The 25,590-nt window shown below is 30.8% G+C and carries 26 protein-coding genes; 19 read left to right on the top strand and 7 right to left on the bottom strand.

Annotated elements, in window-relative coordinates; translation table 11 throughout:
• Nucleotides 1-32 precede the first annotated feature (32 nt).
• Together ACGLWY_RS07070 and ACGLWY_RS07065 are read left to right on the top strand one after the other, a co-directional pair.
• The gene (locus tag ACGLWY_RS07070) at nucleotides 33-551 is read left to right on the top strand and encodes a hypothetical protein (RefSeq protein ID WP_396618976.1); all 519 of its coding nucleotides are present in this window, start codon (nucleotides 33-35) and stop codon (nucleotides 549-551) included.
• A 136-nt stretch (nucleotides 552-687) separates the two neighbouring features.
• On the top strand, nucleotides 688-1,635 hold the full coding sequence (locus tag ACGLWY_RS07065; protein WP_396618975.1) for an NAD(P)H-dependent flavin oxidoreductase: 948 nt from the start codon (nucleotides 688-690) through the stop codon (nucleotides 1,633-1,635).
• Nucleotides 1,636-1,864: 229 nt separating this feature from the next.
• Here the strand turns inward: ACGLWY_RS07065 and ACGLWY_RS07060 are convergent, their stop codons facing one another.
• Nucleotides 1,865-2,239, bottom strand: a complete 375-nt coding sequence (locus tag ACGLWY_RS07060) for a hypothetical protein (protein WP_396618974.1) — start codon at nucleotides 2,237-2,239, stop codon at nucleotides 1,865-1,867.
• A gap of 157 nt (nucleotides 2,240-2,396) precedes the next feature.
• On the opposite strand from ACGLWY_RS07060, the gene ACGLWY_RS07055 reads away from it, so the two are divergent.
• Entirely contained in the window at nucleotides 2,397-3,383 is a 987-nt protein-coding gene (locus ACGLWY_RS07055; protein ID WP_396618973.1) for an aldo/keto reductase, read from the top strand.
• Nucleotides 3,384-3,440: 57 nt separating this feature from the next.
• On the opposite strand, the gene ACGLWY_RS07050 is transcribed toward ACGLWY_RS07055, so the two are convergent.
• The gene (locus ACGLWY_RS07050; RefSeq protein ID WP_396618972.1) at nucleotides 3,441-5,504 is read right to left on the bottom strand and encodes a DUF3857 domain-containing transglutaminase family protein; all 2,064 of its coding nucleotides are present in this window, start codon (nucleotides 5,502-5,504) and stop codon (nucleotides 3,441-3,443) included.
• 120 nt (nucleotides 5,505-5,624) lie between these two features.
• Nucleotides 5,625-6,197, bottom strand: a complete 573-nt coding sequence (locus ACGLWY_RS07045) for a GNAT family N-acetyltransferase (protein ID WP_396618971.1) — start codon at nucleotides 6,195-6,197, stop codon at nucleotides 5,625-5,627.
• A gap of 112 nt (nucleotides 6,198-6,309) precedes the next feature.
• On the opposite strand from ACGLWY_RS07045, the gene ACGLWY_RS07040 reads away from it, so the two are divergent.
• From ACGLWY_RS07040 to ACGLWY_RS06985, 12 genes are all read left to right on the top strand, one after another.
• Nucleotides 6,310-6,735: a PaaI family thioesterase gene (locus ACGLWY_RS07040; RefSeq protein WP_396618970.1), complete on the top strand. Its 426-nt coding sequence runs from the start codon at nucleotides 6,310-6,312 to the stop codon at nucleotides 6,733-6,735.
• A 3-nt stretch (nucleotides 6,736-6,738) separates the two neighbouring features.
• On the top strand, nucleotides 6,739-7,851 hold the full coding sequence (locus ACGLWY_RS07035; protein ID WP_396618969.1) for a chorismate-binding protein: 1,113 nt from the start codon (nucleotides 6,739-6,741) through the stop codon (nucleotides 7,849-7,851).
• A 50-nt stretch (nucleotides 7,852-7,901) separates the two neighbouring features.
• A complete protein-coding gene (gene menD, locus ACGLWY_RS07030) occupies nucleotides 7,902-9,662 on the top strand; it encodes a 2-succinyl-5-enolpyruvyl-6-hydroxy-3-cyclohexene-1-carboxylate synthase (protein WP_396618968.1) in 1,761 nt (586 codons plus the stop codon).
• A 353-nt stretch (nucleotides 9,663-10,015) separates the two neighbouring features.
• A complete protein-coding gene (locus tag ACGLWY_RS07025; RefSeq protein ID WP_396618967.1) occupies nucleotides 10,016-10,354 on the top strand; it encodes a DUF2853 family protein in 339 nt (112 codons plus the stop codon).
• 367 nt (nucleotides 10,355-10,721) lie between these two features.
• Nucleotides 10,722-11,552, top strand: coding sequence for a S1 RNA-binding domain-containing protein (locus ACGLWY_RS07020; protein ID WP_396618966.1), 831 nt, complete (start codon nucleotides 10,722-10,724; stop codon nucleotides 11,550-11,552).
• A 3-nt stretch (nucleotides 11,553-11,555) separates the two neighbouring features.
• On the top strand, nucleotides 11,556-12,947 hold the full coding sequence (mnmE, locus tag ACGLWY_RS07015; RefSeq protein ID WP_396618965.1) for a tRNA uridine-5-carboxymethylaminomethyl(34) synthesis GTPase MnmE: 1,392 nt from the start codon (nucleotides 11,556-11,558) through the stop codon (nucleotides 12,945-12,947).
• Nucleotides 12,948-13,182: 235 nt separating this feature from the next.
• The gene (locus ACGLWY_RS07010) at nucleotides 13,183-13,542 is read left to right on the top strand and encodes a helix-turn-helix domain-containing protein (RefSeq protein WP_396618964.1); all 360 of its coding nucleotides are present in this window, start codon (nucleotides 13,183-13,185) and stop codon (nucleotides 13,540-13,542) included.
• 36 nt (nucleotides 13,543-13,578) lie between these two features.
• Nucleotides 13,579-14,739 carry a tyrosine-type recombinase/integrase gene (locus ACGLWY_RS07005; RefSeq protein ID WP_396618963.1) on the top strand — a complete coding sequence of 387 codons (1,161 nt, stop codon included), beginning with the start codon at nucleotides 13,579-13,581 and terminating at the stop codon, nucleotides 14,737-14,739.
• Complete coding sequence (locus ACGLWY_RS07000) at nucleotides 14,736-15,479, top strand: hypothetical protein (RefSeq protein ID WP_396618962.1); 744 nt, start codon at nucleotides 14,736-14,738, stop codon at nucleotides 15,477-15,479. Before ACGLWY_RS07005 ends, ACGLWY_RS07000 begins: the two co-directional genes overlap by 4 nt.
• Before the next feature lie 102 nt (nucleotides 15,480-15,581).
• Complete coding sequence (locus ACGLWY_RS06995; RefSeq protein WP_396618961.1) at nucleotides 15,582-15,929, top strand: helix-turn-helix domain-containing protein; 348 nt, start codon at nucleotides 15,582-15,584, stop codon at nucleotides 15,927-15,929.
• 4 nt (nucleotides 15,930-15,933) lie between these two features.
• Entirely contained in the window at nucleotides 15,934-17,124 is a 1,191-nt protein-coding gene (locus ACGLWY_RS06990) for an AAA family ATPase (RefSeq protein ID WP_396618960.1), read from the top strand.
• A 165-nt stretch (nucleotides 17,125-17,289) separates the two neighbouring features.
• Nucleotides 17,290-17,574 (top strand): hypothetical protein, encoded by a 285-nt coding sequence (locus ACGLWY_RS06985; RefSeq protein ID WP_396618959.1) that lies wholly within the window; start codon nucleotides 17,290-17,292, stop codon nucleotides 17,572-17,574.
• 12 nt (nucleotides 17,575-17,586) lie between these two features.
• On the opposite strand, the gene ACGLWY_RS06980 is transcribed toward ACGLWY_RS06985, so the two are convergent.
• The gene (locus tag ACGLWY_RS06980) at nucleotides 17,587-17,817 is read right to left on the bottom strand and encodes a helix-turn-helix domain-containing protein (protein ID WP_396618958.1); all 231 of its coding nucleotides are present in this window, start codon (nucleotides 17,815-17,817) and stop codon (nucleotides 17,587-17,589) included.
• Between the two features lie 88 nt (nucleotides 17,818-17,905).
• On the opposite strand from ACGLWY_RS06980, the gene ACGLWY_RS06975 reads away from it, so the two are divergent.
• The 4 genes from ACGLWY_RS06975 (at nucleotide 17,906) to ACGLWY_RS06960 (ending at nucleotide 21,323) form a co-directional block, all read left to right on the top strand.
• A complete protein-coding gene (locus ACGLWY_RS06975) occupies nucleotides 17,906-18,421 on the top strand; it encodes a hypothetical protein (protein WP_396618957.1) in 516 nt (171 codons plus the stop codon).
• Nucleotides 18,418-18,780 (top strand): hypothetical protein, encoded by a 363-nt coding sequence (locus ACGLWY_RS06970; RefSeq protein WP_396618956.1) that lies wholly within the window; start codon nucleotides 18,418-18,420, stop codon nucleotides 18,778-18,780. Before ACGLWY_RS06975 ends, ACGLWY_RS06970 begins: the two co-directional genes overlap by 4 nt.
• Nucleotides 18,781-18,899: 119 nt before the next feature.
• Nucleotides 18,900-19,916, top strand: a complete 1,017-nt coding sequence (locus ACGLWY_RS06965) for a hypothetical protein (protein ID WP_396618955.1) — start codon at nucleotides 18,900-18,902, stop codon at nucleotides 19,914-19,916.
• A 12-nt stretch (nucleotides 19,917-19,928) separates the two neighbouring features.
• The gene (locus ACGLWY_RS06960) at nucleotides 19,929-21,323 is read left to right on the top strand and encodes a DUF2971 domain-containing protein (protein ID WP_396618954.1); all 1,395 of its coding nucleotides are present in this window, start codon (nucleotides 19,929-19,931) and stop codon (nucleotides 21,321-21,323) included.
• Nucleotides 21,324-21,353: 30 nt separating this feature from the next.
• Here the strand turns inward: ACGLWY_RS06960 and ACGLWY_RS06955 are convergent, their stop codons facing one another.
• The 3 genes from ACGLWY_RS06955 to ACGLWY_RS06945 form a co-directional block, all read right to left on the bottom strand.
• On the bottom strand, nucleotides 21,354-24,377 hold the full coding sequence (locus ACGLWY_RS06955) for an SIR2 family protein (RefSeq protein ID WP_396618953.1): 3,024 nt from the start codon (nucleotides 24,375-24,377) through the stop codon (nucleotides 21,354-21,356).
• Between the two features lie 8 nt (nucleotides 24,378-24,385).
• Nucleotides 24,386-24,613, bottom strand: a complete 228-nt coding sequence (locus tag ACGLWY_RS06950) for a hypothetical protein (protein WP_396618952.1) — start codon at nucleotides 24,611-24,613, stop codon at nucleotides 24,386-24,388.
• Between the two features lie 283 nt (nucleotides 24,614-24,896).
• Entirely contained in the window at nucleotides 24,897-25,355 is a 459-nt protein-coding gene (locus tag ACGLWY_RS06945) for a hypothetical protein (protein ID WP_396618951.1), read from the bottom strand.
• Nucleotides 25,356-25,590: the final 235 nt, after the last annotated feature.

Below are 25,590 nucleotides of genomic sequence, written 5' to 3'. Positions count from 1 at the left end.
ATATTAAAAAAAACTAATAATTCCATATACAAATGAAAAAAATCAATTTATTTATTATTGCAACATTTTTTGTTTTATGTTCTTGTTCAACTGAGGATGTTGCCCCCGAAATATCTTCTGATATTATTGGTACTTGGATTGCTACCTCTGTAGATTATGGAGGACAAACCGTTACTGAAGTTTCAGGAGAATCTTTAACAAACACTTTCACTGGAGAAGGATATGATATTGATTTTACAGTTACTTTTAATGATTCTCCAAAAACATATATTTCAGATGGAAGTTATAGTATTCATTTAACTAATACTGTTCTTGGACAAACTTTTACTGAAGATGTTGAGAATGTTGAGTTTCTGGAAAATGGCTCTTGGGAACAAAATGGTAATAGGCTTATAATTGAATCGCAAGGTGAAGAAACTGAAGGGACAATTGAAAAATTAACACAAGATGAATTTGTTCTATTTGTAGAATCCATTGAAGATTTATCAGAACAAGGGGCAACTATTACAAGTACAATAGTAGTTAAAGTGACGTTTACACGGAAAAAATAAAAATACAGTTTAATTTTATTTAAAAACAACTTTCTAATTCCTGTCAGAAAGTTGTTTTCATTTGATTAATTTCAAAACAAAACAATATACTATGCATGCATAATATTTGTTATATTTGTCGAAATCAATTTTAGAAATGTCAACGAAACTTACTCAACTTTTAGAAATTAAATACCCAATAATTCAGGCGCCTATGTTCTTGGTATCAAATACCGCCATGGTTATTGAAGCTATGAAATGTGGTATTGCTGGATGTATTCCTGCACTTAATTATAGAACCTTGGAAGAACTAAGAGCAGCTATTATTGAGTTGAAAAAGGCAAAAGTAGCAGGCGGTTCGTTTGGATTTAATCTTATAGTAAATAAATCGAATATTAAATATAAGGAACAATTACGCATACTTTGTGAGGAAGGTTGCGATTTTATAATAACCTCTTTAGGAAGCCCGGAGGAAACCATAAATCAAGCACATCGAGTAGGTATAAAAGTGTTTTGTGATGTGGTCGATTTAAAGTTTGCGCAAAAAGTAGAGGGATTGGGAGCCGATGCTGTCATTGCTGTTAATAATCAAGCCGGTGGGCACAGAGGAAATCTGTCACCAGAGAATCTTATAAAAGAGTTGGTTTCCAATTGCCAGATTCCGATTATTTCGGCAGGCGGTGTGGGCCGCAAAGCAGATATTGATACCATGTTAAGTTATGGAGCTGCTGGCGTTTCTGTTGGGAGTCCGTTTATCGCATCGGTTGAAGCTAATGTCACAGACGAATATAAACAAGCATGTGTGGAATACGGAGCAGAAGACATTGTAATGACCGAGCGTATTTCGGGGACACCATGTACTGTTATCAATACACCCTATGTTCAAAAAATAGGAACTAAGGCTACTTGGTTAGAATCTGTTTTAAACAAGCATAAAAAACTTAAAAAATGGGTGAAGATGATTCGTTTTTCGATAGGAATGAATGCTACCAAAAATGCCGCAACCAAAGTCACCTATAAAACGGTTTGGGTTGCAGGTCCTAGTATTGAGCATACACATAGTATATTACCTGTAAAAGCTATAGTAAAACGGTTAATAGAATAATAAAGACAAAAGACAAGAAATAAGAGATAAGAGACAAATAGAAAATTGACAAAGAGAGAATGATTGACAAATAGACTAAATGCCAACAAATTGATTTACTTTTCTGTTTTTTATAATCACTGAGTAACTTATTATTACAAAAGGCAAGGCTACAAATCAGTAATCTTTAAAAAGTCATTATCACTGTGTTTGCAGTGAATTGTAAAAGTTTTATCGGATAACATGAATATTAATTCACCAACGCTATTTTTTTTCGTTCCTTATTTTTTTTTCCAACAAATAGACTAATAGTCGTACTGGCTGTTAACCCACCTAAAGAAGAGGCTATCAATTCACCGGTATCCCAATAATAAGAATAGCCTTCTTTACCTTTTCTTACACTATCATAGAGTTCTTTAGTAGCTCCAGCAAGCACAGAGGCTCCAAGACTATACCAAAAAGCCTTTTTCTTATTTTTAGTGGTTGTATAAACAACGGCATAAGTGGTTGCGGAAATTAAAGCACCCGCACCAAAGTGTAACTTGTCATCGGTCGAAATAAACTGTGCATGACCAATACTCGAACTCAAAAAAAATATAATTAAAGAATTGTTTGTAGTTTTCATAATACTTAGTTTAAAGTTGGTTTGATTAAATCTATAGATTAAAACTTTAAAAATGTTATATATTCGTTTTTTATAATATTTATACGGTAAAGAGTCTTTTTTTAACACAGGCAGGTGTTATTTGCACTCAATTTTGAAATTAATACAAGTACATTCAATGAAAAACAGAAAATTAGGAGTTAACGGATTTAATATTAGTGAAGTAGGTTTAGGTTGCTGGCAACTAGGAGCCGATTGGGGTAAAGACATTTCAAATGAAACTGCTTTAAATATTTTAAATGAATCTGTTAAAAATGGTATCACGTTTTTTGATACTGCAGATGTGTATGGCAATGGAAAAAGTGAAACGGTTATAGGTGAATTTTTAAAAACGTGTGATGTTTCTATACGTGTGGCTACAAAATTTGGTAGAGCAGGGGATGCGTATCCAGATAAATACTCAAAAGACGTTTTACGAAAATCTGTTGAAGGTTCTTTACAACGTTTAGGCGTAGAGTCGTTAGATTTGTTACAATTACACTGCATTCCAACACACTATTTAAAAGAAGGAAGGATTTTTGATTGGTTGCGCGACTTACAGCAAGAAGGACTCATTAAACATTTTGGTGCCAGTGTAGAAACGGTTGAAGAAGGTTTAATATGTATGCAACAAGAAGGGTTGCTATCGTTACAAGTCATTTTTAACGTTTTCAGACAAAAATTGGTAACCGAACTATTTCCGCAAGCGGAAGCAAAGGGCGTTGGCATTATTGTGCGCTTGCCATTGGCAAGTGGGTTGCTTTCAGGAAAATTTGATAAGAATACACGCTTTCCAGAAAACGATCATAGAAATTATAACAGAAACGGCGATGTTTTTAACGTAGGGGAAACTTTTGCTGGTTTGCCATTTGAAAAAGGATTAGAGTTTGTTGATACTATTAAAAATAGCATATTGCCAGATAATTTAACCATGGTTCAACTGGCTTTACGATGGATTTTAGACCACCAAGCTGTTAGTTGTATTATTCCGGGAGCAAGTTCTACAAAGCAAGTCATTTCAAATGCCGAAGTTTCAAATATTAAAGCATTATCACCTGAAACGCATTTAGCTTTGGCACAGTTATATAAGTCTGAAATACATGATAGCATACGTGGTGGTTATTAATGATTTTGTAAATAACCTATTGGGTTTTGTTGATAACTAACAGTAATATTAAAAGCATTACACTTTAGTATTTTTCTTTCCAAAATACCAAAACACAAATAAAACTAAAACGACAAGGGCACAAAGCGCCAATGAAAATTTAACAATGGTAGCCACACTTGATAATAAATTATTATTACCTGTTGCAACCAGCGATTTTGAGTAATTTTTGGGCGTGTAGATAAGATAGGAAGTAGTTTGGCCTATTTTTTTAACATCTTGAATATACTGTTTGTATTCACCTTTAGTTATGTTGTCTTTTTGTGTTTTTAGATAGTAATAAAGGTTTACTGCTTTTTGTTTTCTATTATAATCTACTTTCCATTCATAATAAAATCCAGGGGAATTAACGTATAGCTTTTCGTTTTCAATGCCCCAATCCATTGGAAGGTTTATTTTAATTTGATGTTCTCTAATTATGGGGTATATTATGGATAATTCAGAATCTCTTTTGTCCTTAGTAGGCAAGTACAATGAATTTAAAAGACTGCTAGGGATAAAGGTTGCAGAAATATAGTTTTCTTTTTCAATCATTGGTTCCCAAATACTATCCAATTGGTATTCTTCGTAAACTTTGAAAATGTTACTGACTAATTTATCTTCAAAGTGTGGTGACTTTACTGAGGACACATTATAGTAATAGTTTGAATAGAATTTTTCATATTCTTTTTCTATTGAATTGATGCTATTATTTTTGAAATAATGCCGCATATTATCTGCTTCAGATTCATAATAGGTTGAAACCACTTTTAAAGTAGCTCCCTTTCCTATTTCTTTGATGGTGTACTCTTCAAATATTTCTATTTTATTTTCAGAATAAGGCTTAATTTCATCAAAAGCATCATTGTCCTTTTTTAGAACCAATCCCAAAGCGTAATCAGGGAAATGGGTGCTGTTATATTCGCCACCTTGATTTGTTATAGTAGGATCGTACCAATGCGTGTTGCCATCTACAACTTTAACAACACAATGGTCAAAAAGCTTGGGGGATGGTAACAAGTCTTTAATGCTTTGTTTTAATGAGGTATTTACAAGCATGGGGTATGCTTCAATATTCATTTTGTTTAGCATAACTGTCATTAACAGACTTTTATCTTTACAATCGCCAAACCGTTGTTTAAAAACTTGATTTGGAGAAAATGGTTTATAACTTCCAATTCCAGATTCCAAACCTAAATATCTAATGTCATTTTGTACAAAATCTAAAGTAGTTTTAATTTTTTCACCATTAGATGCATTGGAATTGTTAATTTCATCAATCTTTGCTTGTAATTCCGGGTCTATAGGTTCATTGGTCTTAAAAACATCGACTCCCCAATTTATAACGTCTTTCCATGAGTCAAATTCGCTTACAAAAACCGACTCGTAAACGAGTTTCCATACAGGGATGTTTTCTTCATAATCTAACTTTTTAGTATTATGGGCAGTCCAAGTGTATTTATGTAGATTACCTGATTTAGAAATTATAGGTTTTACAGATGTATTGAAAGATTTATATTTTAGTTTGTTTTGAGATAGGAGCGTCACATTTATTTTTCCGGTGGATTCAACATCATTCAAATAAAAATGACTGGAAAAAATATTTTTATGTATCGGATTAAAACCAATAATGGAGTAGGAGTAATCAATAATATCATCTGTTCTTACATCAGAAATATTCATTACTGCAGATAAAGAGCCGTCATATAGGTGGTTTTCGGCATTTAACTCACGTCGCATGACTTGAATGTCTGAAATATTCAATTTATCAATCACGTCATTATTTCGGATAATATTTATTTTATGGAACTTTAATTTTTGATAACTAGGGTCGTAGCTCACATTTATGGTTGATGCATTTTGAATACCAACATTATCAGTAACTTTAATCGTTAATCTATTAAAAGCTATTTGTTTGGGAATATTTATTTGGGTGTCGAATAGCAAAATGTGTGTGCCTGCTGCAACGTCGCTCTTTTCTATTTTAGATTTGGAATAGCTTATGTTATCAATCCAAGAGGGTTCGGTTTCTTTTGTTACTTGAGCGAAAATTTTTGAAGAAAAACAGAAAACAACAAATAAACCAATAAAAATGTTTCTCATAAACTGTAGTATTTTATCATGAACAAATGTAATCGTTTGTAATTTGCTTACAAATTTATTATGCTGAAAATCATTTTCATCCGTTTAACCCAATCGGTTATCGATTTGCTAATACGGCTTCTAAAATCCTTTAAAAACATCATTTTTTATACCAATCCATTCCTCATTCAAAATTCCATAGCAACAAGTATTTCGTTTAAAACCATCAAGCATCAAGGTGTCTTTTCGCAATATACCTTCAAGTTTAGCACCTAATTTTTCAACCGCTTTTCTAGATTTTATGTTGCGTTCATCAATCCGAAATTCAACTTTATCAAAATTCAAGGTTTCAAAAGCATACTGTAGCATTAAAAATTTTATGTGTTTGTTTAATCCAGTACCTTGAAATTGGGTGCCTATCCATGTCCATCCAATATGCAACACTTTATTATGCCAATTGATATGTCCAAAACGTGTACAACCGGCGTAACTACTTGTTCGTTTATCAAAAACAATAAAAGGAATGGCTGCTTTTTGGTAATAGCAATCTACAGCATCTTGCACATACTCTTTTAAATTTTCTGGTGTATCAATTTTACTAGGGGAGTATTGCACTAGGTTGGGTTGTTGGGCAATTTCTATTAAATATTTATAATTGCTTAAACCCAATAAAGTGAGTTTTACATGGTCGTTTTCTAAAGTTGGTACTAGCATCGTTTTGTTAATTTTGTGTAGGCAGGAATATATTAAATTGAACCTTAAATTTTATATCTGTTACAAGTGTATTTTGTACTTTTACAGGCGCGAATAAAAATACAATATTTCTATGCAATTAACCAAAGAAGTCATTATAGCAAATGCCAATGAAGCTTGTAAAAATACCTTAATGGCAACCTTACATATTGAGGTTGTAGATTATGGTGATGATTTTTTAGTAGCACGTATGCCCGTAAATTCTAGAGTATATCAGCCTGATGGCGTGCTGCATGGTGGTGCAACCGCAGCTTTGGCTGAAAGCGTAGGTAGTTTTGCTTCCCATATTTTTATAGATACTGAACAGTTTTTTGTACGGGGCATCGAAATTACTGCCAATCATTTAAAAAGCGTTAAAGAAGGGTTTGTATATGCTAAAGCAACGTTTATGCATAAAGGCAGAACCACACAATTATTGGATATTAAAGTAACAGACGATGCTAATAATTTGATAGCGGTTTGTAAATTAACCACCATTTCGTTGCCAAAAAAGAACTAATTAATGACTTCGGAAGATTTTTTTAAACGTATTGAACAACAATACCACAATGAACTGCCCTTTGTTGTTTACAGAAAGCCTAATAAAAGTGACGTTAATGGATTGCTTCAGTCTCATAATGAATTAATTTCCACAAAGAATTTTACTGAAAAGGGCTTTGTCTTTGCCCCATTTGATAACGCAAAAACCTCGGTATTGATGCCTTTTGATGATTCTCAAGTTATTTCTTTGTCATCAATGCCAAATGACATTGAAATTACTGAAAACAAAAAAAATATAGACGAACAGGAAAAGCAACAACACATACAGCTTGTAAAAAAAGGAGTCGAAGCTATCGAGGCTAAGGATTTTAAAAAGGTTGTGTTGTCAAGACAAGAACATGTTTCAATAACAGAGACCAATCCTATTGTTATTTTTAAAAGACTTTTAAGCATGTACACATCGTCTTTTATTTATTGTTGGTACCACCCCAAAGTAGGATTATGGTTGGGGGCAACACCTGAAACACTTATAAAGATTGAAGGCAGCCAGTTTTCTATTATGGCGCTGGCAGGCACACAGGTTTACAAAGGAAATTTAGATGTGGTTTGGCAAGACAAAGAAAAACAGGAACAAAAATTTGTAACGGATTTTATTGTTGATAGTTTACAACCTTCCATAGAAAGCTTAAATGTTTCAGAGACAGAAACTGTAAAAGCAGGTAATTTGGTACATTTAAAAACCATGGTTTCGGCACGTTTAAAACCAGATTCCACATTAAAAGATGTTATTTGTACCATACATCCAACACCGGCAGTCTGTGGGTTTCCAAAGGAAGAAGCAAAGCAATTCATTTTAAAGAATGAACATTACAACCGGGAGTTTTATACAGGTTTTTTAGGTGAGTTAAATTTTGAAACCACTACTGCACCACGTTCCAGTAAGCGAAACATAGAAAACAGAGCCTATGCCGTTACCAAAAAAAGCACGCAATTGTATGTGAATTTACGGTGTATGAAACTAAAGAACAATACAGCCATTATATATGTTGGAGGTGGCATAACCGCCAACTCTAACCCTGAAAGTGAATGGGAAGAAACCGTATCAAAATCTTTAATTATTAAAAACATTTTGTAATTGGCTTAATTTAAGCCCTATTTATTACTTTTACACATTGATTCAATTATATGATTTATCCAAAAATCCCTCTCGCACAAACCGTTATAGAGCTTTTTAAAGTTAAGGGTATAAAACATATTGTTATTTCTCCAGGCAGTAGAAGTGCGCCATTAACCATTGGTTTTACCAACAATCCATATTTTACTTGTTACAGTATTGTAGACGAGCGTTGTGCCGCCTTTTTTGCTTTGGGTATCGCACAACAATTAAAAGTGCCTACCGCGGTGGTTTGTACATCGGGTAGTGCTTTGGTAAACTATTATCCAGCGGTTACAGAGGCTTATTATAGCGATATTCCATTGGTTGTGGTATCTGCAGATAGACCAAAACATTTAATTGGAATTGGAGATGGGCAAACCATTAACCAGAAGAATGTTTTTCAAAACCATATTTTATATTCCGTAAACTTAAAACTGGATATAAAAGACGAAAATAATATTCCTGAAAACGAAGAATTGCCCATGTTGAAAAACCTTGAAGGCAAATTAGAACGTTTTTTAGGTTTGCAAAAAGATATTCAAACGCATAACGAAGAAGAAATCAATGAAGCTTTAAATTTTGCATTGGTAAAAAAAGGGCCTGTACATATTAATATTCCTTTTGACGAACCACTTTATGAAACCGTTGATAAATTACGGGTGACCCCGAAGTCGACAAAATCAACTTTAAAGGCCAAAGTTATTGAAGATTATGTGCTTAATGAGTGTTTGGAAGACTGGAATACGGCTTCTAAGAAAATGGTACTTGTGGGTGCTAATTATCCAAATGAAATTGATAAGAAATGGTTGAATGAATTGGCAGATGATGACAGTGTGGTTGTGTTTACCGAAACAACGTCAAATTTATATCATGAAAGTTTTTTTCCGTCCATCGACCAAATCATTGCACCTTTAACTGAAGAAGAAAAAAAAGCACTTCAACCAGAGATTTTATTAACCTTTGGTGGTTTAATTGTTTCAAAAAAAATAAAAACATTATTACGAAAATTTCAGCCTAAATATCATTGGCATGTTGATGAAAAAAGTGCCAACGACACGTTTTTCTGTTTAAGCAATCATATTGATGTGACGCCTAATCAGTTTTTTTCGGCCTTTTTACCAAAAATAACGCATTATGTAAAAAGCAATTATAATGCTCATTGGACTGCTGTAAAAAAGCACCGTTTAAAAAAACACAACGCATATTTAAAAACGATTCCTTTTTCCGATTTAAAAGTTTTTGATATACTGTTTAAAAATATACCCAGTAACCATATTTTACAAATAGGCAATAGTTCGGCGATTCGTTATTCGCAGTTGTTCGATATTAACAAAAACAACACGATATTTTGTAATAGAGGTACTAGTGGAATAGACGGTAGTACATCAACCGCTATTGGTTGTGCGGTAGTGAACGCTAAACCAACCACCTTAATAACGGGAGATTTAAGCTTTTTATACGATAGCAATGGGCTATGGAATAACTACATCCCTAAGAATTTCAGGATTATTGTTATAAACAACCAGGGAGGTGGGATATTTAGAATTCTTCCGGGACACAAAAACTCTGATAATTTTGAAACTTTTTTTGAAACCACCCACAATTTGAATGCAAGACATTTGTGCAGGATGTATGGGTTTACCTACAAAAGTGTTTCAAAAGAAAAACCATTAGAATATTATTTAAAAGAATTTTTTGTGGAAGACGGACGTCCTAAACTTTTAGAAATATTCACACCCAAAGATATTAATGACGAAGTACTTCTTCAATATTTTGAATATTTAAAATAGAAGACGTTGTGACTTTCTTTTTTCAGAATTTATTGGTCACAGAAATAGTTAAAACTATGCACTTTAGTGCATTTACCTTTTAGGGTCTAAAAATTTTTACCGCAAATTCGCAGATTACCAAAAACGCTAAAAATTTGCGAATTTGCGGTAAAATTTCACCGATTAATTTCGCAAACTAACCTTGGAGACTTTTAGTCTGCAAATAAAACTATGGACTTCAAGTCCATGGTTTATTTAAACTTTTTAGATTGAAGTGAGTGAAAAGGACTATTTTTTAGCCAATTTTGAAGAGTTTAAATGAGTTTAATTTGTAAAAAAAGTTATCTTTAAAGCCATTAAAACAAAAATTTATTATGAATAAACGTGACGAACTTATTGCTAAGTATGCTGCTGATTTAAAGGAAAAATGTGGCATAACAGCAGACATGGATTTATTAACTAAAGTAACAATTGGCTGTGGCCCCTCAATTTACAATGCGGACTCTTCAGCTGTTTCCGGAACAGACGAATCTGAACTTACAACCGTAAAAAACAATTTCTTAATTAAAAAATTAGGACTGAAAGACAGTGCCGATTTAGATAAAGGAATCTATGCTGTTATGGAGCAATATGGTAAGACTAATCGTAATAAATACAGAGCAGTTGTTTATTATTTGTTGACTAAGCATTTCAAAAAAGAATCTGTTTATTAATATAAAGAATTCCTCGGGGATTGTTCGTTTCAAGAAATTGTTTATTTAAAAATAGAGTTTATAATTATAGAGCGTTGCAAATTAAAATTGTAACGCTTTTTTGAGTTGCATAGCAGCGCTCAATGTCATTAAGGGAAAACAGATTCTGTTTTGTCATTCCGAAGCATGAGGAATCACACTTTTTGCTCACGTTATGTGATTTCTCCTTCGTCGAAATGACATAAAAAAAGCTTAACTTAATAACATTGTAGTAGCGCTACGGAAGGAAGAAAAGGCAAGAACAGAGCTGAAATCAGCAATTTTTCAGCCAATTGAAAAACTTTAAATGAGTTCATTGTCTAAAAACTAATATGATTACCTTTGCAGCATGATAAGAATTGGGGAAGTAAATACATTAGAAATACTACGCGAAACAGAGCATGGCGCGTATTTGGTAGACACAGAAGATAATGAAGTTTTATTACCAAATAGGTATGTGCCGGAATCGTTCAAGATTTGGGATAAGTTAGACGTATTTGTGTATTTGGACAACGAAGAACGTCCTGTGGCAACTACCGATATGCCGTACATTAAGGTCGGTGAGTTTGCCTTGTTGCGTTGCAATGCTGTGACAGAATATGGTGCCTTTTTAGATTGGGGCTTGGTAAAAGAATTGTTTTGTCCGTTTAAAGAACAAGCGTTTAAAATGAAACCAAAAGGCTGGTATTTGGTATATTGTTATCTAGATGAAAAAACGGGAAGATTGGTAGCTTCCAGTAAAACCAATAGTTTTTTAGATAATAAAGTACTTACCGTGAATCAGTTTGATGAAGTAGATATCATCGTATCCCATCCATCTGATATTGGTATGAATGTGATCGTTAATAAAGTACATACAGGACTCATATACAAAGACCAAATTTTTACCGATTTAAGTGTTGGTGATAAGTTAAAGGGCATCGTAAAAAAGATTCGTCCCGGTAATAAATTAGATATTTCGTTAGGGCAAATAGGCTATAGAAACATAGAACCTAATGCCGAACGTATTATGCATGAACTTCACGATAATAGTGGGTATTTAAACCTTACCGATAAATCTGATCCAGAAGTTATAAAAGACATGCTTCAAATGAGTAAAAAGAACTTTAAGAAAGCCGTAGGTACTCTGTATAAGCAGAAACAGATTGAGATTAAACCAGACGGTATTTACTTAGTTTAAATTATGATCGATCAAGATACCATAGTAGCCTTAGCTACCCCATCTGGTGCCGGTGCCATTGCTGTTATTCGTTTATCTGGTAACGATGCTATTTCTATAGCAGACAGTTGTTTTCGATCCATAAAAAGTAAAAAGACACTTAGCGCCCAAAAAACACATACCATTCATTTAGGTCATATTATTGACGGTAATAAAACGATTGATGAGGTGTTGGTTTCGGTATTTAAAAACCCAAATTCTTATACAGGGGAAGATGTGGTTGAAGTGTCTTGTCATGGTTCCAACTACATTCAGCAGGAAATTATACAGTTATTCCTTAGGAAAGGCTGCCGTATGGCAACAGCAGGCGAATTTACCTTGCGGGCTTTTTTAAATGGGAAATTGGATTTAAGCCAAGCCGAAGCGGTTGCCGATTTAATTTCTAGTGAAAACGAAGCATCCCACCAAATAGCCATGCAACAAATGCGTGGCGGTTTCTCGTCTGAAATAGCAAAACTTCGTGAAGAACTTTTAAATTTTGCTTCCTTAATAGAATTGGAATTAGACTTTGCTGAAGAAGATGTCGAATTTGCCGATAGAACACAGTTTAAGGAATTGGTAGAACGCATTAGTTTTGTTTTAAAGCGTTTAATAGACTCGTTTGCCGTTGGTAACGTTATTAAAAATGGCATTCCTGTAGCCATTGTAGGTGAACCTAATGTGGGGAAATCGACACTTTTAAATGCGCTTTTAAATGAAGAACGTGCCATTGTCTCAGAAATAGCAGGCACCACCCGCGATACCATTGAAGATGAAATATCGATAGGAGGGATTGGGTTTCGTTTTATTGATACAGCAGGCATTCGTGAAACTAAAGATGTGGTAGAAAGCATTGGCATCAAAAAAACTTTTGAAAAAATTGACCAAGCACAAGTGGTTATTTATTTGTTTGATAGCACTCAATTTAAAACATTGGGATCGCAATTTAAAGTGGAATTAGAAAAGATTAAAAATAAATATCCTCAAAAACCTTTAATCATTATTGCTAACAAGGTTGATAAACTTAGCAACGAAGACATCTCAAGTCTAAAGTCTCAAATCTCAAATCTAGAATTATTATCTGCAAAAAAAGGGATTGGGGTTGACGAATTAAAAGATAAACTCTTAAGTTTTGTTAATACAGGTGCTTTAAGAAATAATGACACCATTGTAACGAACTCAAGGCATTATGATTCGTTATTGAAAGCTTTAGATGAGATTGAAAAAGTGAAACACGGACTGCAGTCTGGTTTATCTGGTGATTTATTAGCTATTGATATTCGTCAAGCATTGTATCACTTTGGTGAGATAACCGGAGAAATAACAAACGATGATTTGCTGGGTAATATTTTTGCTAATTTTTGCATCGGAAAGTAACTGATACAAAATAACAAATTATAAAACATATTAAAAACTCTTATAAAGCCTTATTTTAAGGCTTTTTTTGTTGGTTTGAAGCTAGCTGTTTGTTTTGTGATGTTTTGCGTTATTAGGTATAAATTTGTACCTTTGTTGTACCTTGAATAATTTGAGGTACAAAAATTAAGAGTTTATCTTTTTGTTTTGCGCTTAATTACACTTAAATATACTTAATAATATTTAAAGCTATCTAATGAGTAGTAAAATTGAGGTACAACGCATTTGCCAATATTGTGAGCAGGAATTTACAGCCCGTACAACGGTAACTAAATACTGTTCGCATAAGTGTGCCAGTAGAGCTTATAAAGACCGTACTCGAAAAAAGAAAATACAAAAGTCAAATGCTGAAACTACACAAATAATAAAGCAACCTATCGAGATTGTTAAGGCAAAAGAATTTTTAACCGTTCGTGAAGTTGCTCAATTGTTGAACTGCTCAATTCGTTCGGCTTATTACTACATTAAAAGCGGTACTATTTCAGCTGTGAACTTAGGAGAAAGAATGACAAGGGTAAAACGTTCAGAGATTGATAAATTATTTAAGGATAACTGAAAAGTTTTTAACTATTTTCACAAAGCATAAAAGACAATGGCAATAAAAGTAAGTCTAAGACAAAAGAAAATAAGCAAGGGACGCAAAAGCCTATACCTTGACTTTTACCCTGCAATACCACATCCAGATACAGGCGAACCTACACGCAGGGAGTTTTTAGGGCTTTATATTTTTGAAAAGCCTAAAAGCCCTTTCGATAAGCAACATAATACTGAAACTTTAAAAATAGGGGAAAGCATACGCCAAAAGCGTGAAAACTTCTTAAATAAGCCTGAAATTTACAGCCAATACGAAAAGGAACAACTAAGGTTAAAAGAGTTGGGAGAACAATGTTTTGTTGAATACTTCAAAAAATTAGCCAACAAACGCAAAGCCAGTAATCACGATAACTGGAACGCAGCTTTAAATTATCTTGAAGCATTTACAAATGGTAATTTGAAATTTGCCAACCTCAACGAAAGGTTTTTTGAGGATTTCAAAGAATTTCTACTAAATACTAAAAGCAAAAGAAGTAATAAAACAACCCTTTCACAAAATTCAGCTGTTTCTTATTTCAATAAGGTAAAAGCAGCCCTAAGACAAGCTTATAGAGACGGTTTTTTACAGCAAGACTTAAACGCTAAAATAACCCCGATAAAAGCAGAAGAAACAAGACGGGAATACTTGACCTTAGATGAACTCAATAAACTTGTAAAAACCTCGTGTAATGATGTTTTATTGAAACGGGCAGCCTTGTTTTCAGCACTTACAGGGTTGAGGTTCTCAGATATTCAAAAAATGACTTGGAGTGAACTAGAATATATTAACGAACAAGGGTATTTTTTAAATTTCGACCAAAAGAAAACTAAAGGTGTAGAGGTATTGCCAATTTCCGAACAAGCTTACAGTTTTACACAGGGAGCCGAAAATCCAAATGATATGCCACAAGACAAACCAGTATTTGAGGGGTTGAAATATTCAGCTTACCATAATAAACATCTTTTTCAATGGATTGGAGCAGCAGGAATAACAAAGGATATTACCTTTCATTGTTTCAGGCACACGTATGCTACTTTACAACTGTTTAACGGTACAGATATTTACACCGTATCAAAAATGTTAGGACATAAAGACTTGAAAACAACTCAGGTTTATGCCAAAATAGTTGATGAGGCTAAACGAACAGCAGCTAATAAAATTAAGTTAGATTTAGAATGATTACCAACAAAGAGAAAGAAGATATTTTTAATAATTTGTGTTATTTCTATACTTCGGCGAAATTTAATAGAACGGGTCTTAAATTACATTTTAATAGAGGTTATAATGACGAAGAGGAATTTAAGAAAGTGTTATTTAAAGAAAACACACGTATATTTTTTAGATATGCAGTTACGCTTAAAGGTAAAGAGTTTTTGAACTGTATTAAAAATGAATTTATACTATTTTGTACTCGTTGCAATATTGATAATAGTTCCAAAATTGATTGGTTAGATAATACTTATAATTTTATTGTGCCGATAAATGGCTTATCAGGTTTTATAAATAAATCGGATACGGTTAATTTTATAAAGTGGTATGATAAAAAGGTTAAAAAACTTCAACAAAAATCGCAATCAATAGACGTAAACCGAAACAGAACCAAAGGGGTAATTACAGAAACCTTTGAAAATATGGATAAAAAAGGATGGCAGTATGCCTTTGCAACTGAACAGGATTATAACTTGTTTGCCGATTTACTAACTAACTTTTTTGAATACAAAGACTATTTTATACCCGAAACAGTAATACAGCTAAAAAGAACTTGTAAAACAAAAGTGGCTAAAGCGTTGGGAGAAATGCACGCTGAATTAAGTGAAAATCCTTTAAATAACGATACTGAATATTTCAAAATTGTTAAAGCCCTGAACCACTTTAAAGAGGTTTCAAATTTTGATTTAGTTAAAGCAATGCAAAGATAAAAACAACCAACAATAAAGAAACAGAGACCCCCGTAAATACCACCTTTTTACCCGTAAATACCACACCGAACATTGCAAAAGAAATATTAAAAATCTTTTGTAATGGAACAAAATTTAACATTCGACCAGTTACCCAAAGCGGTAACAATGCTAACAAAAGAAGTTAGTGAACTCAAACGCTTGTTAACTGAAAAGCAGGAAAGTAAACCCACCACCGAACAGCCTGAAAAGCTCTTAACTGTTCAGGAAGCTGCACAATTTCTTAATCTTACAACACCTACCATTTACAGTAAGGTAAGCAAAGGTGAATTGCCCGTAATGAAAAGAAGTAAACGCCTGTACTTTTCTAGCACCGAACTTATGGAGTACCTAAAAGAGGGGCGTAAAAAGTCAAACGCTGAAATTGAGCAGGAAGCAGAGGCATATTTGTCTAAAACAAAAAAAGGTTGAAATAATGGAAAACCACGATAACAGCCAGAATAAAAGACAAAAGCAAAATACGGAAATTTTGACGAACGATAAGGACTTCTTAAAAAAAGAGCCTTTTAATTCTAATTACATCCTACTTCAAAACGAGAATTTGTCTCCACAAACTAAACACGACCAGAAACGCATTAAATATAAAATTGATGTACTGGAAGTAATACCACCGCCCCAGATAGCTTACAGCTTAGCATATACAAAAACGGACGGTTACGCAATATTAGGAACGCTTGGAAACTTTAGCCTTGTCATAGGCAAAGCAAAAAGCCGCAAATCGTTTTATATTAATATAGCTGTATCGGCAGCATTGAGTAAAGATTATATTTTAGAGCGATTTAGAGGTTGTTTAAAGGATGATAAAAACGAGGTATTATACTTTGATACGGAACAAGGGAAATATCATGTCCAGAAAGCTGTTAAAAGGATATGTACCCAAATCAAACAGCCAGAACCAAAGAACTTACACGTTTATTATTTAAGAAGCTTAACGCCGTCCGAACGACTGGAGTTTATCGAAAACGAAATTTACAGTAATGATAAGATCGGGTTCGTGGTAATTGACGGTATCAAAGATTTAGTAACCTCAATAAATGATGAAGAGCAAGCCACGAACATAGCCAGTAAGCTATTAAAATGGACTGAGCAATGCAATATTCATATTGTTACGGTACTGCATCAAAACAAGAGTGACACTAACGCACGTGGTCACATTGGTACTGAGTTAATAAATAAAGCTGAAACTGTCTTAGAGGTTGCAAAAGCTGAAAGCGATAACGATATTTCAGTAGTAACGCCTTTACAATGCAGGGATATAGAGCCAGAGGTTTTTGCTTTTGAAATAAATGAACACGGTATTCCAATTATTGCCGAAAACTTTGAAGTTAGAACAGAAACCAAAAACAACAAATTTGATATTTCAGATTTAGAGAACTTCAAAAAGTATCAGTTATTAACTGAGGTGTTTTCAAACGGTTCAAGCTTTAGTTATTCTGAATTGGTTATACAGATAGGTTTGGCATATAAAAACCAACTCAAAGCCACCATAGGCAATAATAGGGCGAAGCTATTAATTACTGATTGCAAGAATAATAATTGGTTGCTTCAAGAAAAACCAAAAGCACCTTACACGCTTGGAGAATATATTCAAGCCAAACAATTTTAACTCTATCGGTTTAGTTTAAGCGTATATATACGCTATTAAACTGTTAAACCTTTGATATAAGGTTTAATAAACTGGTTTAAACCGTAAACCGACGAACAATTAGTTAAAACAATGAAAAAATTATACCAAAGTAGTTTAAAATAGATTAATAAAATTTCAAAAATCATGGCAAACAATACAGGACAAAAATTCGGAGGACGCAAAAAAGGAACAGCCAATAAAAATACATCTGAGATTAGGCAAAAATTTCAAACGCTAATAGAAAACAATATTGATGTATTACAATCCGATTTAGATAGCTTAAAGCCAATAGAACGATTAAAAACAATTATCGATTTAGGGAAATTTATTTTGCCCACTCTAAAAGCTGTTGAGGTTCAAACAGATATTAGCAAAAAAGAAAGACCTAAATTTGTCTTTATAAACAAATCAGTAGAGAAAACTAAGTAGTTTAAATAGACATTATTTTGAATGAAAATCTAACAATTCCTTTGGTTCAATTTCTAAAGCATTTGCAATTTTAATTAGTGTTCGTACCGTAGTATTTACTTTTGCTCTTTCAATTCTGCCAATTTGTGTTTTTGGGATATTGCAATCATTTGCTAAATCTTGTTGAGACAAGTTTTTCTTTTCACGTAATTGTCTTATGCGAACCCCAAGATTGATAATAAATGCTTCTTCCGAAATATCCATATTTCAAAAGTCAAAAGATTTATAATCTGTTTGGATGCATATATGTGTCCAATTTTATTATATTTGAAAAAACTTACAATAAAAAGAAATGAAAAAAATGTTATTTGGTTTGTTCTTTATAACCATTACAAACTTTAGTATTGCTCAAAATTGCAAATACGAAAAAAATGAAGTTGATAAGTTTACTAACGCTTCTATCAAAACTACTAAAGAATTATTTGTAGCTGGAGGTAGCACAAAGTTAGACGGCACTCTATATGCTTCTTTATCAAAGATAAATAAAAATAGATTTTTAAATATAAAACTGACTACTTGGGATAATTTTGTAATTGAAACAGACGGGAAATTTTTAGTGCTATTTGATGATAATAGCGTTATGGAACTTTCTTTTATTAAGTACGCTGTAGGAGAGTATGATAATAATTCTGGTCTTGAAACTTGGACAGCAAATGCAGTATTACATCTTACTGACAACGACTATGAAGAATTAAAATTAAAAGAAGTGAAAGAAACAAGAGTTTATCTTAAAGAGGGATATTTAAATCTACCTGTTCCAAATAAGTTTTGGAAAAAATTCAAACAAAATTTAAAATGCATAGAATGAAAAAAGTATTAATATCTCTATTGGTTTTAGTAGAATTAGTTAGTTGCATTAAAGAAAATCCAGTTGAAAAAAGCATTGCAAATTACGTGCAAACTAACTTCAAAGACCCAAGCTCTTATGAAAAAATATCTATTAAAATATTAGATACTATAACGGTTGCTAAAAAAATAAAAATTTATGAGGATAGAGGTATGAGCCATACCCAATTTGACAATGAGCCTAAAGATAAATTTCTTTACTATACTGTTAATCATAAATATAGGGCTAAGAATTCGTTTGGTGCAATGACCGTTTATGATGATATTGTTTCTATGGATAAAAATTATAATATTACTGGAAGTCATAGGGTGAACGAATAATGATATTTAAAATTATAATTTTAAAATATATTAGGTTTCCAAATGGAGACCTTTTTTGTTAAAATAAATTATATTAATAGCCAAAACGATATATGAAAATTTTTAATTAAGAAGCTTCCATGACACTAGAAGAATATAAAATCAAAATATTAGAGATTCAAAAGGCTCTTGAACTAAATATGTGTGATTTTTTTGATTGTGAGTTTTCTCCACAAAGGGAGGAAATATTAGAGGTGTTTAAATTTTATAATGAGGCTTTATTGAATCATTCCTATTATGGGATTGTACCTGCATATATTTATATAAATAATTATACAAATGTTAATGCATTTGCAACTTATTACAGAGATAAACAGAAATATTCCGTAAGCATTAATATAGGTACTATAATTTGGTTAATTCAGACATTTAAACTTAATCATTGCATTGTTAATAATACAAATATTAGATTGTTTCAAATCATAGAACCTAATATCGATACATCCATAAATAATCTCATGTATCAAACGGCTTTACATTATACTTTTTATCATGAAATGGCTCATTTAATTCAAAATTCAACTTTTTTAGAATTGAATTTGGAGGAAATCCCTAGACCAGATGGGTATTTAGAAAGAAAACATGTACTTGAATTAGATGCAGATGAGTTTAGTGCTTTATGTTTAGGAACACACCTATTGCAATATGTTGAAAAAATATTTGATAATAGATTAAATAAGCCAATAATGGAAGGTATGCTTGTGCTAATGTGCATTCCAATTATGCTTTATTTAACATCCTTTAATAGCTTTGATTATGAAATTTATTTTGAGGAAAACACACATCCACATCCAGTAATTAGATTGTTTGTTATTGTTTTGACAGTTGTGCAATATTGTAATGAAAGCTTAGAAAAAGAAGATAAAGGGTTTACTGTAGACCATAAAGAAATTATTTATCGTTCATTAGCATTATCAAGTCAAGTTGAAACTATATGTTTTAATAGAGATAAAATATCTCAATTTATCATTAATTTAAGAGATAATACTGCAGGCGTCATTGACTATGTTCATAAGTTTGAAGAATTGAGAAAAAAGGATGCTTCATTATCTGTAAACAAGTGGAATGAGCATGTTACTTTGAGAGGAGATATTTAGATTAAAAATTTTATGTATCGATTTAGAACAATAGATAAATTGTTGGGTAAATACCAAGAACTAGAAAATCAAGAGATTTATTTTGCTTCATCCGACGAATTAAATGACCCAATGGAAGGTTTAAGGGACGTGTATTGGACAGGCGATGAGATTGTATGGGAAAATTTTATAAAAAATTATACTAAGAGCTTAGAACGAGTTTATGGGCTAACCATACTTTTGAGTGAAGATAAAATAATTACGGAGATTGATATCCAAGTTTCTTATGAATTATTAAACTTTCCATCAAATCAAAAAAAGTTGATTACAGATGAAATAATAGATAAAGTATTTAAAATTCAATTTATAAATGAATTACCTATTGGTTTTTCTAAAAGACAAGCACATATAAGGCGTTCTGAGCTTTTATCTTACCTTCAAATTTCCCATCCACTTATTTTAAATTGTATTGCAGAAGTATATTACAATAATGGATTGACAAACAAACTGTTATTTCATCAAAATATAGATGATATTCATAAAAATAATGTTTTGCCTGAAATAATAAATAAGTTGGAAAATGAGAGCAAAGAAAATATTTCGGAATACCTTTTTAGTTTTATCAATCAAAATTTTCAATCAAACAATTTACACTCACAATACGAATTTTCTAATAAAGGAATTAAACCTAATATTTTCTTTTTAATATCAGAATTTCCAAATAAATTCATCACAAAACTGGAAAACGAAATTTATCCTCCTTGGTATTCTGCATCATTTCTTGGAGATAACAAAAACTCTGCAATTTGGGGTCACTATGGAGACAATCATAAGGGAGTCTGTTTAAAATATAAGACAATGAGGGAAGGGGATGATTTAAATTTAAATTTGCAAACGGAATATGGATATAGCTCAAGTCCAATAATAGGTATGAGACCTCACAGGTTTAGAAAAATAGAATATCATAATAAGCATGTCGAAATAGATTTTTTTAGGTCTTTGGGAAGGTTAAGAAAATTTGAATTAAATAGATTGTGGTATCATAATTCTAATAGAATTTTAAGTGAATGTGGTTCTCATTTAAATTCACTCGAAGAAGAAGAGAAATGGAGGGAAACCTATTGGAAAAACTATAATAATAGCCTAAAAATTAAACTTAAAGAATGGGAATATGAAAATGAATATAGATTGATAATTCATGGAGATTTTATTGATTATACCAATGCTTCAAATAGAAAGCTGAGATATGACTTTAATGATTTGGAATCTATAACATTTGGAATTAAAACTTCAAATTCATCAAAATTTGAAATAATAAAAATTATAGAAAATAAATGTAAAGAGAACAACAGAAAAAGGTTTGATTTTTTTCAAGCATATTATTCTAAAAAATCTGGACAAATAGAAAGTTTTAAGTTGAATTTTTAAGAATAAAAAAAGCATTATTAAAGTATAAAGTTAATTTTTTGAGCCAAAACTTCTAATATTGAAATATATTTCACTTAGTTTTTCATCGTGTTTTTTTAATAACTCGTTTTCAAGTGAGTTTATTATATAGTTAATTTTGGAAAATCTTTTACAGAATGATTCCCAATTAAATTCAAAAAGCCAATTTACATCAAATTCATCTTTTTTGAATTTTTCGGGATTATGTAAAAATTTGAATTTAGGTTCTGTTATTTCACTTACATTAATATCATTAGTTTGAATAATGCCTTTATATGCTAAATCATAAAATTGTAAAATAGGAAACAGAATCCATTTTACATTTGGAGTTGAATCATCGAATTCTAATTTTAGTTTCCTTAAAATGATTTTTTTATACTGTTCCTTTATTTTTTTTGTGTTTAGTATTTTTTCTCTGATTGAAAGATAAAAGATTTGGGTGTCTTTTTCTTCATCAAGTTTTGCTGTTAATAAACTTTTGAATTTAGATTTCATTTCAATTGGAAGAGTTTTATATATAATAGTAAATCTATAACTATGGCTTTCAATTTCATATTTATTTAAGTTTATACCAGTATTTTTAAAAGCTCTATTCTTTTTTATTAGGGCTTCTAATATTAAATTATAAGAATTATTTATATAGTTTTTTTTATTAAATATTCTTAAGCTTTCTTCTAATTCTTCACTATCCAAATCATCATGCCTATTAATGATTATTTTTTCTAAACCATAATAATCTTGAATATTAAATGGCATGAAATCAATATAATGATTGATATTTTTATAGATTGTTTTAAACTGTTCTTTTGAAAAATCAAAGTAAGCAACAACGAGGCATATACTATTGAAAATTCTTATTAAATCATTTTCAAATAATTCATTCCCTTCAACAACATTTATAAAAGAAGTATTTTTTTTAGCTTCATTACTAAAATGCATAGGTATCTTGTAGCTTGACTTTAGAAAATTATTAATCCATAGAATTATTCTTCCAATACTACCTTTAGCAATTTTTATATTATTTATTTCATTTTTCTTTAAAAATTTTAATAGTTCTTTTGGTTTAGAATCTTCTATAATTAATTTGAAAAGAAATGTATCGAATTCACCTATATGAGATAAACCAAATAACTTATTATATTGCTTATCAGCAAAACTTTTTAAATAGTATCCTAAAATGAAAGTATTAATGGATTTGTTAAGGGTTACTTCGACAGGGGAGAAGCCGTTACCTATAATGAAGTTGTCTTGTAAAAAGCTTTTTAATTTTTTAACTGTTCGATATAAGTTGTTAAACACATTACTGCTTTCGGAGCCTCCATTTTTTATGTTTTCGACGGTCTTAGGTACTTTTACAAATATCTCATCTATTTCGTTGCACAGTCTTTGTATATATATACCGTCTCTTATTTCTTTTAATAATAAATATACGTCTTCATCAACAAAATATTTAACTTTATCTAACTCATCATCAAGGTCTATTTTGTCAATTTCTTCATTAACTTTCTGAATGTCATCCCAATTAATTTTATCATTGTAAAAATCATTACGGATTGCCCATTTTAATCTTTTAAGATTATATTTTGCCAAAAAACTCACTTCTAATCTATTTAATCTATTAGATTTTGTAATTATTTTATTTAAAGCAAAATAGCAAGTATAAAAATCACAAACTCTAAATAAATTATATGCATAGACTAAATCTTCCCACAATTCGGAGTTATCATTGATGTCATATTTGAAAATCTTTTTTATAGCATTTGAATAATCATATTTGTCAATTAAACAATCGATACATTCACAATTTGGGTCAACAGTAATTTTAGTAGTTATATCTATTTCATCTTTTACTGAGTAATTTCCAAAAGAGTCGATTTTGCCTGGTTTGCCTATACTGTAAACACCAGAGAAGACTATCCTAGACAGGGAATAATTTAATTTTTCCTTTTCATCTTTAGAATAATTCTCATCATCTTTACCCTTGAAATCTGCTATTAGATTATAAAGTTCATCATTAAAACATTTTAGTGTAGCCCCATTAATTAAATGAACAGCCTCTTGTTTTGAATTCTTACAAATTGGAAACAACCTAGCCAAAGTATTTTGGGGTAGAACTCTTATGTAATGAAATCTTGATAAAGAATTATATAACTCATTAATTGTTTTAATTTTAGATGAATCGTTATCTAAAAAACTTCTGTATTCGTACAGTTTGAAATCTTTAATGTATTTTAATTGATTATAAATATTGAATCCAATATCAGATAATCTTTTTTCTATAGTTTCATCTTTTATTATTGATTCTGAATCTTGAAAAACAATATTAATGCCTAAATTTTCAAAATACTTAACTTCTGAATCTGACACTTCATTTTTTGCTGTTATTAAATATGCTCTTTGATAATGTTTTTTTAGTATATGCTGAATATCTCTAATCAATAATTTTAAATTTGGGTCTGAAACGCTATAACCAACGAAGAGAATTGTTTTATTACTAAATAATGACTTTACAAATACTTCTTTTAAGGTGTTATTTTGTGAAAACTCTAAGTAATCATTTTCTTTTAAGACTATATTATGATTTTCAAAATCCCCATGATATTTTATTAGTAATTTTTTATGTTTAGCATAAGGTAAATCTTCATCTTTTGATACAATTGAAAAAGGTAATCCCTCATCTTTTATTACATTCTCAAAATAATGGTCATAATTAGTGGTTATAATATGTTGAGGGTTTATATCTAATAATATTTCATGCAGTAAATTATGACGGGTGGTATTTTTGAAAAGAAGCTCTTTTAAAATATCATTATATTCTTTTTCTCCCTTTTCATTATATAGCATTTGAGCTATTTTTAAAGCGTCTGTTTCACTTGTGTATTCATTTAAGCGATTTTTTATCCCTTTTTCTAATTCATGCCATAAAGGAATACCAGAATCTTTTGAAACACCAGCTCCTGCAAATATCACTAGCCTATCATTGATAATTGCTTCCTTTATAGAAGCAGCATTATTATTGTATCTATTTTTTAACATATAAATAACTACTTGCCTTTTATTTTATCATTATAAAATTTAGAAAGTATTCTATAACCATTATAAACAAAGAGCAACGTCAATCCTATATACAAGTAAATTCGCATTTGGATTTTTTTATCTAATTCTGAAACAGTATCAAAAAAACTAACGGTTGTAATGATTCCAATAACTATAAAGGCTAAGCCCATTAGTACAATTAAATAATAAAAAGTAAGTTTATTTCTTTTATTCATATTTAGAATTATTAATTAATAATCATACTAAAATATGATAATTGTCTTATATGATTTGATTTTTATGATGTTTTATTATAAAATTAGTTATTAGAAGAAATAAACTTCAATAGGTTTAATTGTATCTTATTTGTACCTTATAATTATAACTTGTTGATATTCAGTTTAAGTTATTTTCTGCATCGGGAAATAGACAGCCATTTTTTTTGATTTCATTTGATATTAAATCAAATGATTGTCGATAACTTTTAAAATCTTGTTTTCTTTATTATTACGTAGTTTTTTATTCTTTAAACTTCATTGAGTTTAGTATTTTAACGATCTCATTATAATTGTTTTCAATTACATTTTCATTGATATTGTCGAATGTCAGAGTGATAAATAACCGTTTGTTTTTATAGCCAAATTCAAAACGAAATTGATATAAATTTTCATCCTTATAATTTAGAGCATAGACTACAGATTGATATTCAGAAATGTTTTTAATTTCGGCTTTGTGTCCGCTTTGTTCTATTTCCGATATCGATTCGTTTAAATCAAAGACATAATTTTTGTCAGAATGCTGGAATGAACTTATCTGTAAAATTCCGACATAATTTTTCAAGTTAATAAAATCCGAAATGGTTTTATTTCTAATCTTTCTTATTTGTCTCCAGTTCGGTGTAAATTTAATTGAAAAGTTATTTGATTCAAAAGAATCGATCTTTTTAGTCGTCAGATTATTATATAAAATTCTATTCACAAACTTATAATAGTTAAAAAAATGACCATGTACATCAGGTTTTAATCATTGAAACCATTTTTGTATAGGTTAAAATTGATTTAATATTCTGTTTATAATTAGTTATATTTATGCTTGTGTTAAAAATATAATTTGTTTTGTTTTTCTCATTAAAGTTTACTACATTTAATTTCTCCTTAAGCATTATACCAATAGCTGTTCTAGCTAATACTTTTATGCTCTCTCACATTTATTA

The organism is Mariniflexile sp. HMF6888 (assembly GCF_044335535.1).
Lineage (GTDB): Bacteria > Bacteroidota > Bacteroidia > Flavobacteriales > Flavobacteriaceae > Mariniflexile.
Note: the sequence above shows the minus strand (reverse complement) of the source record. Positions and strands in the feature narration are given on the sequence as shown.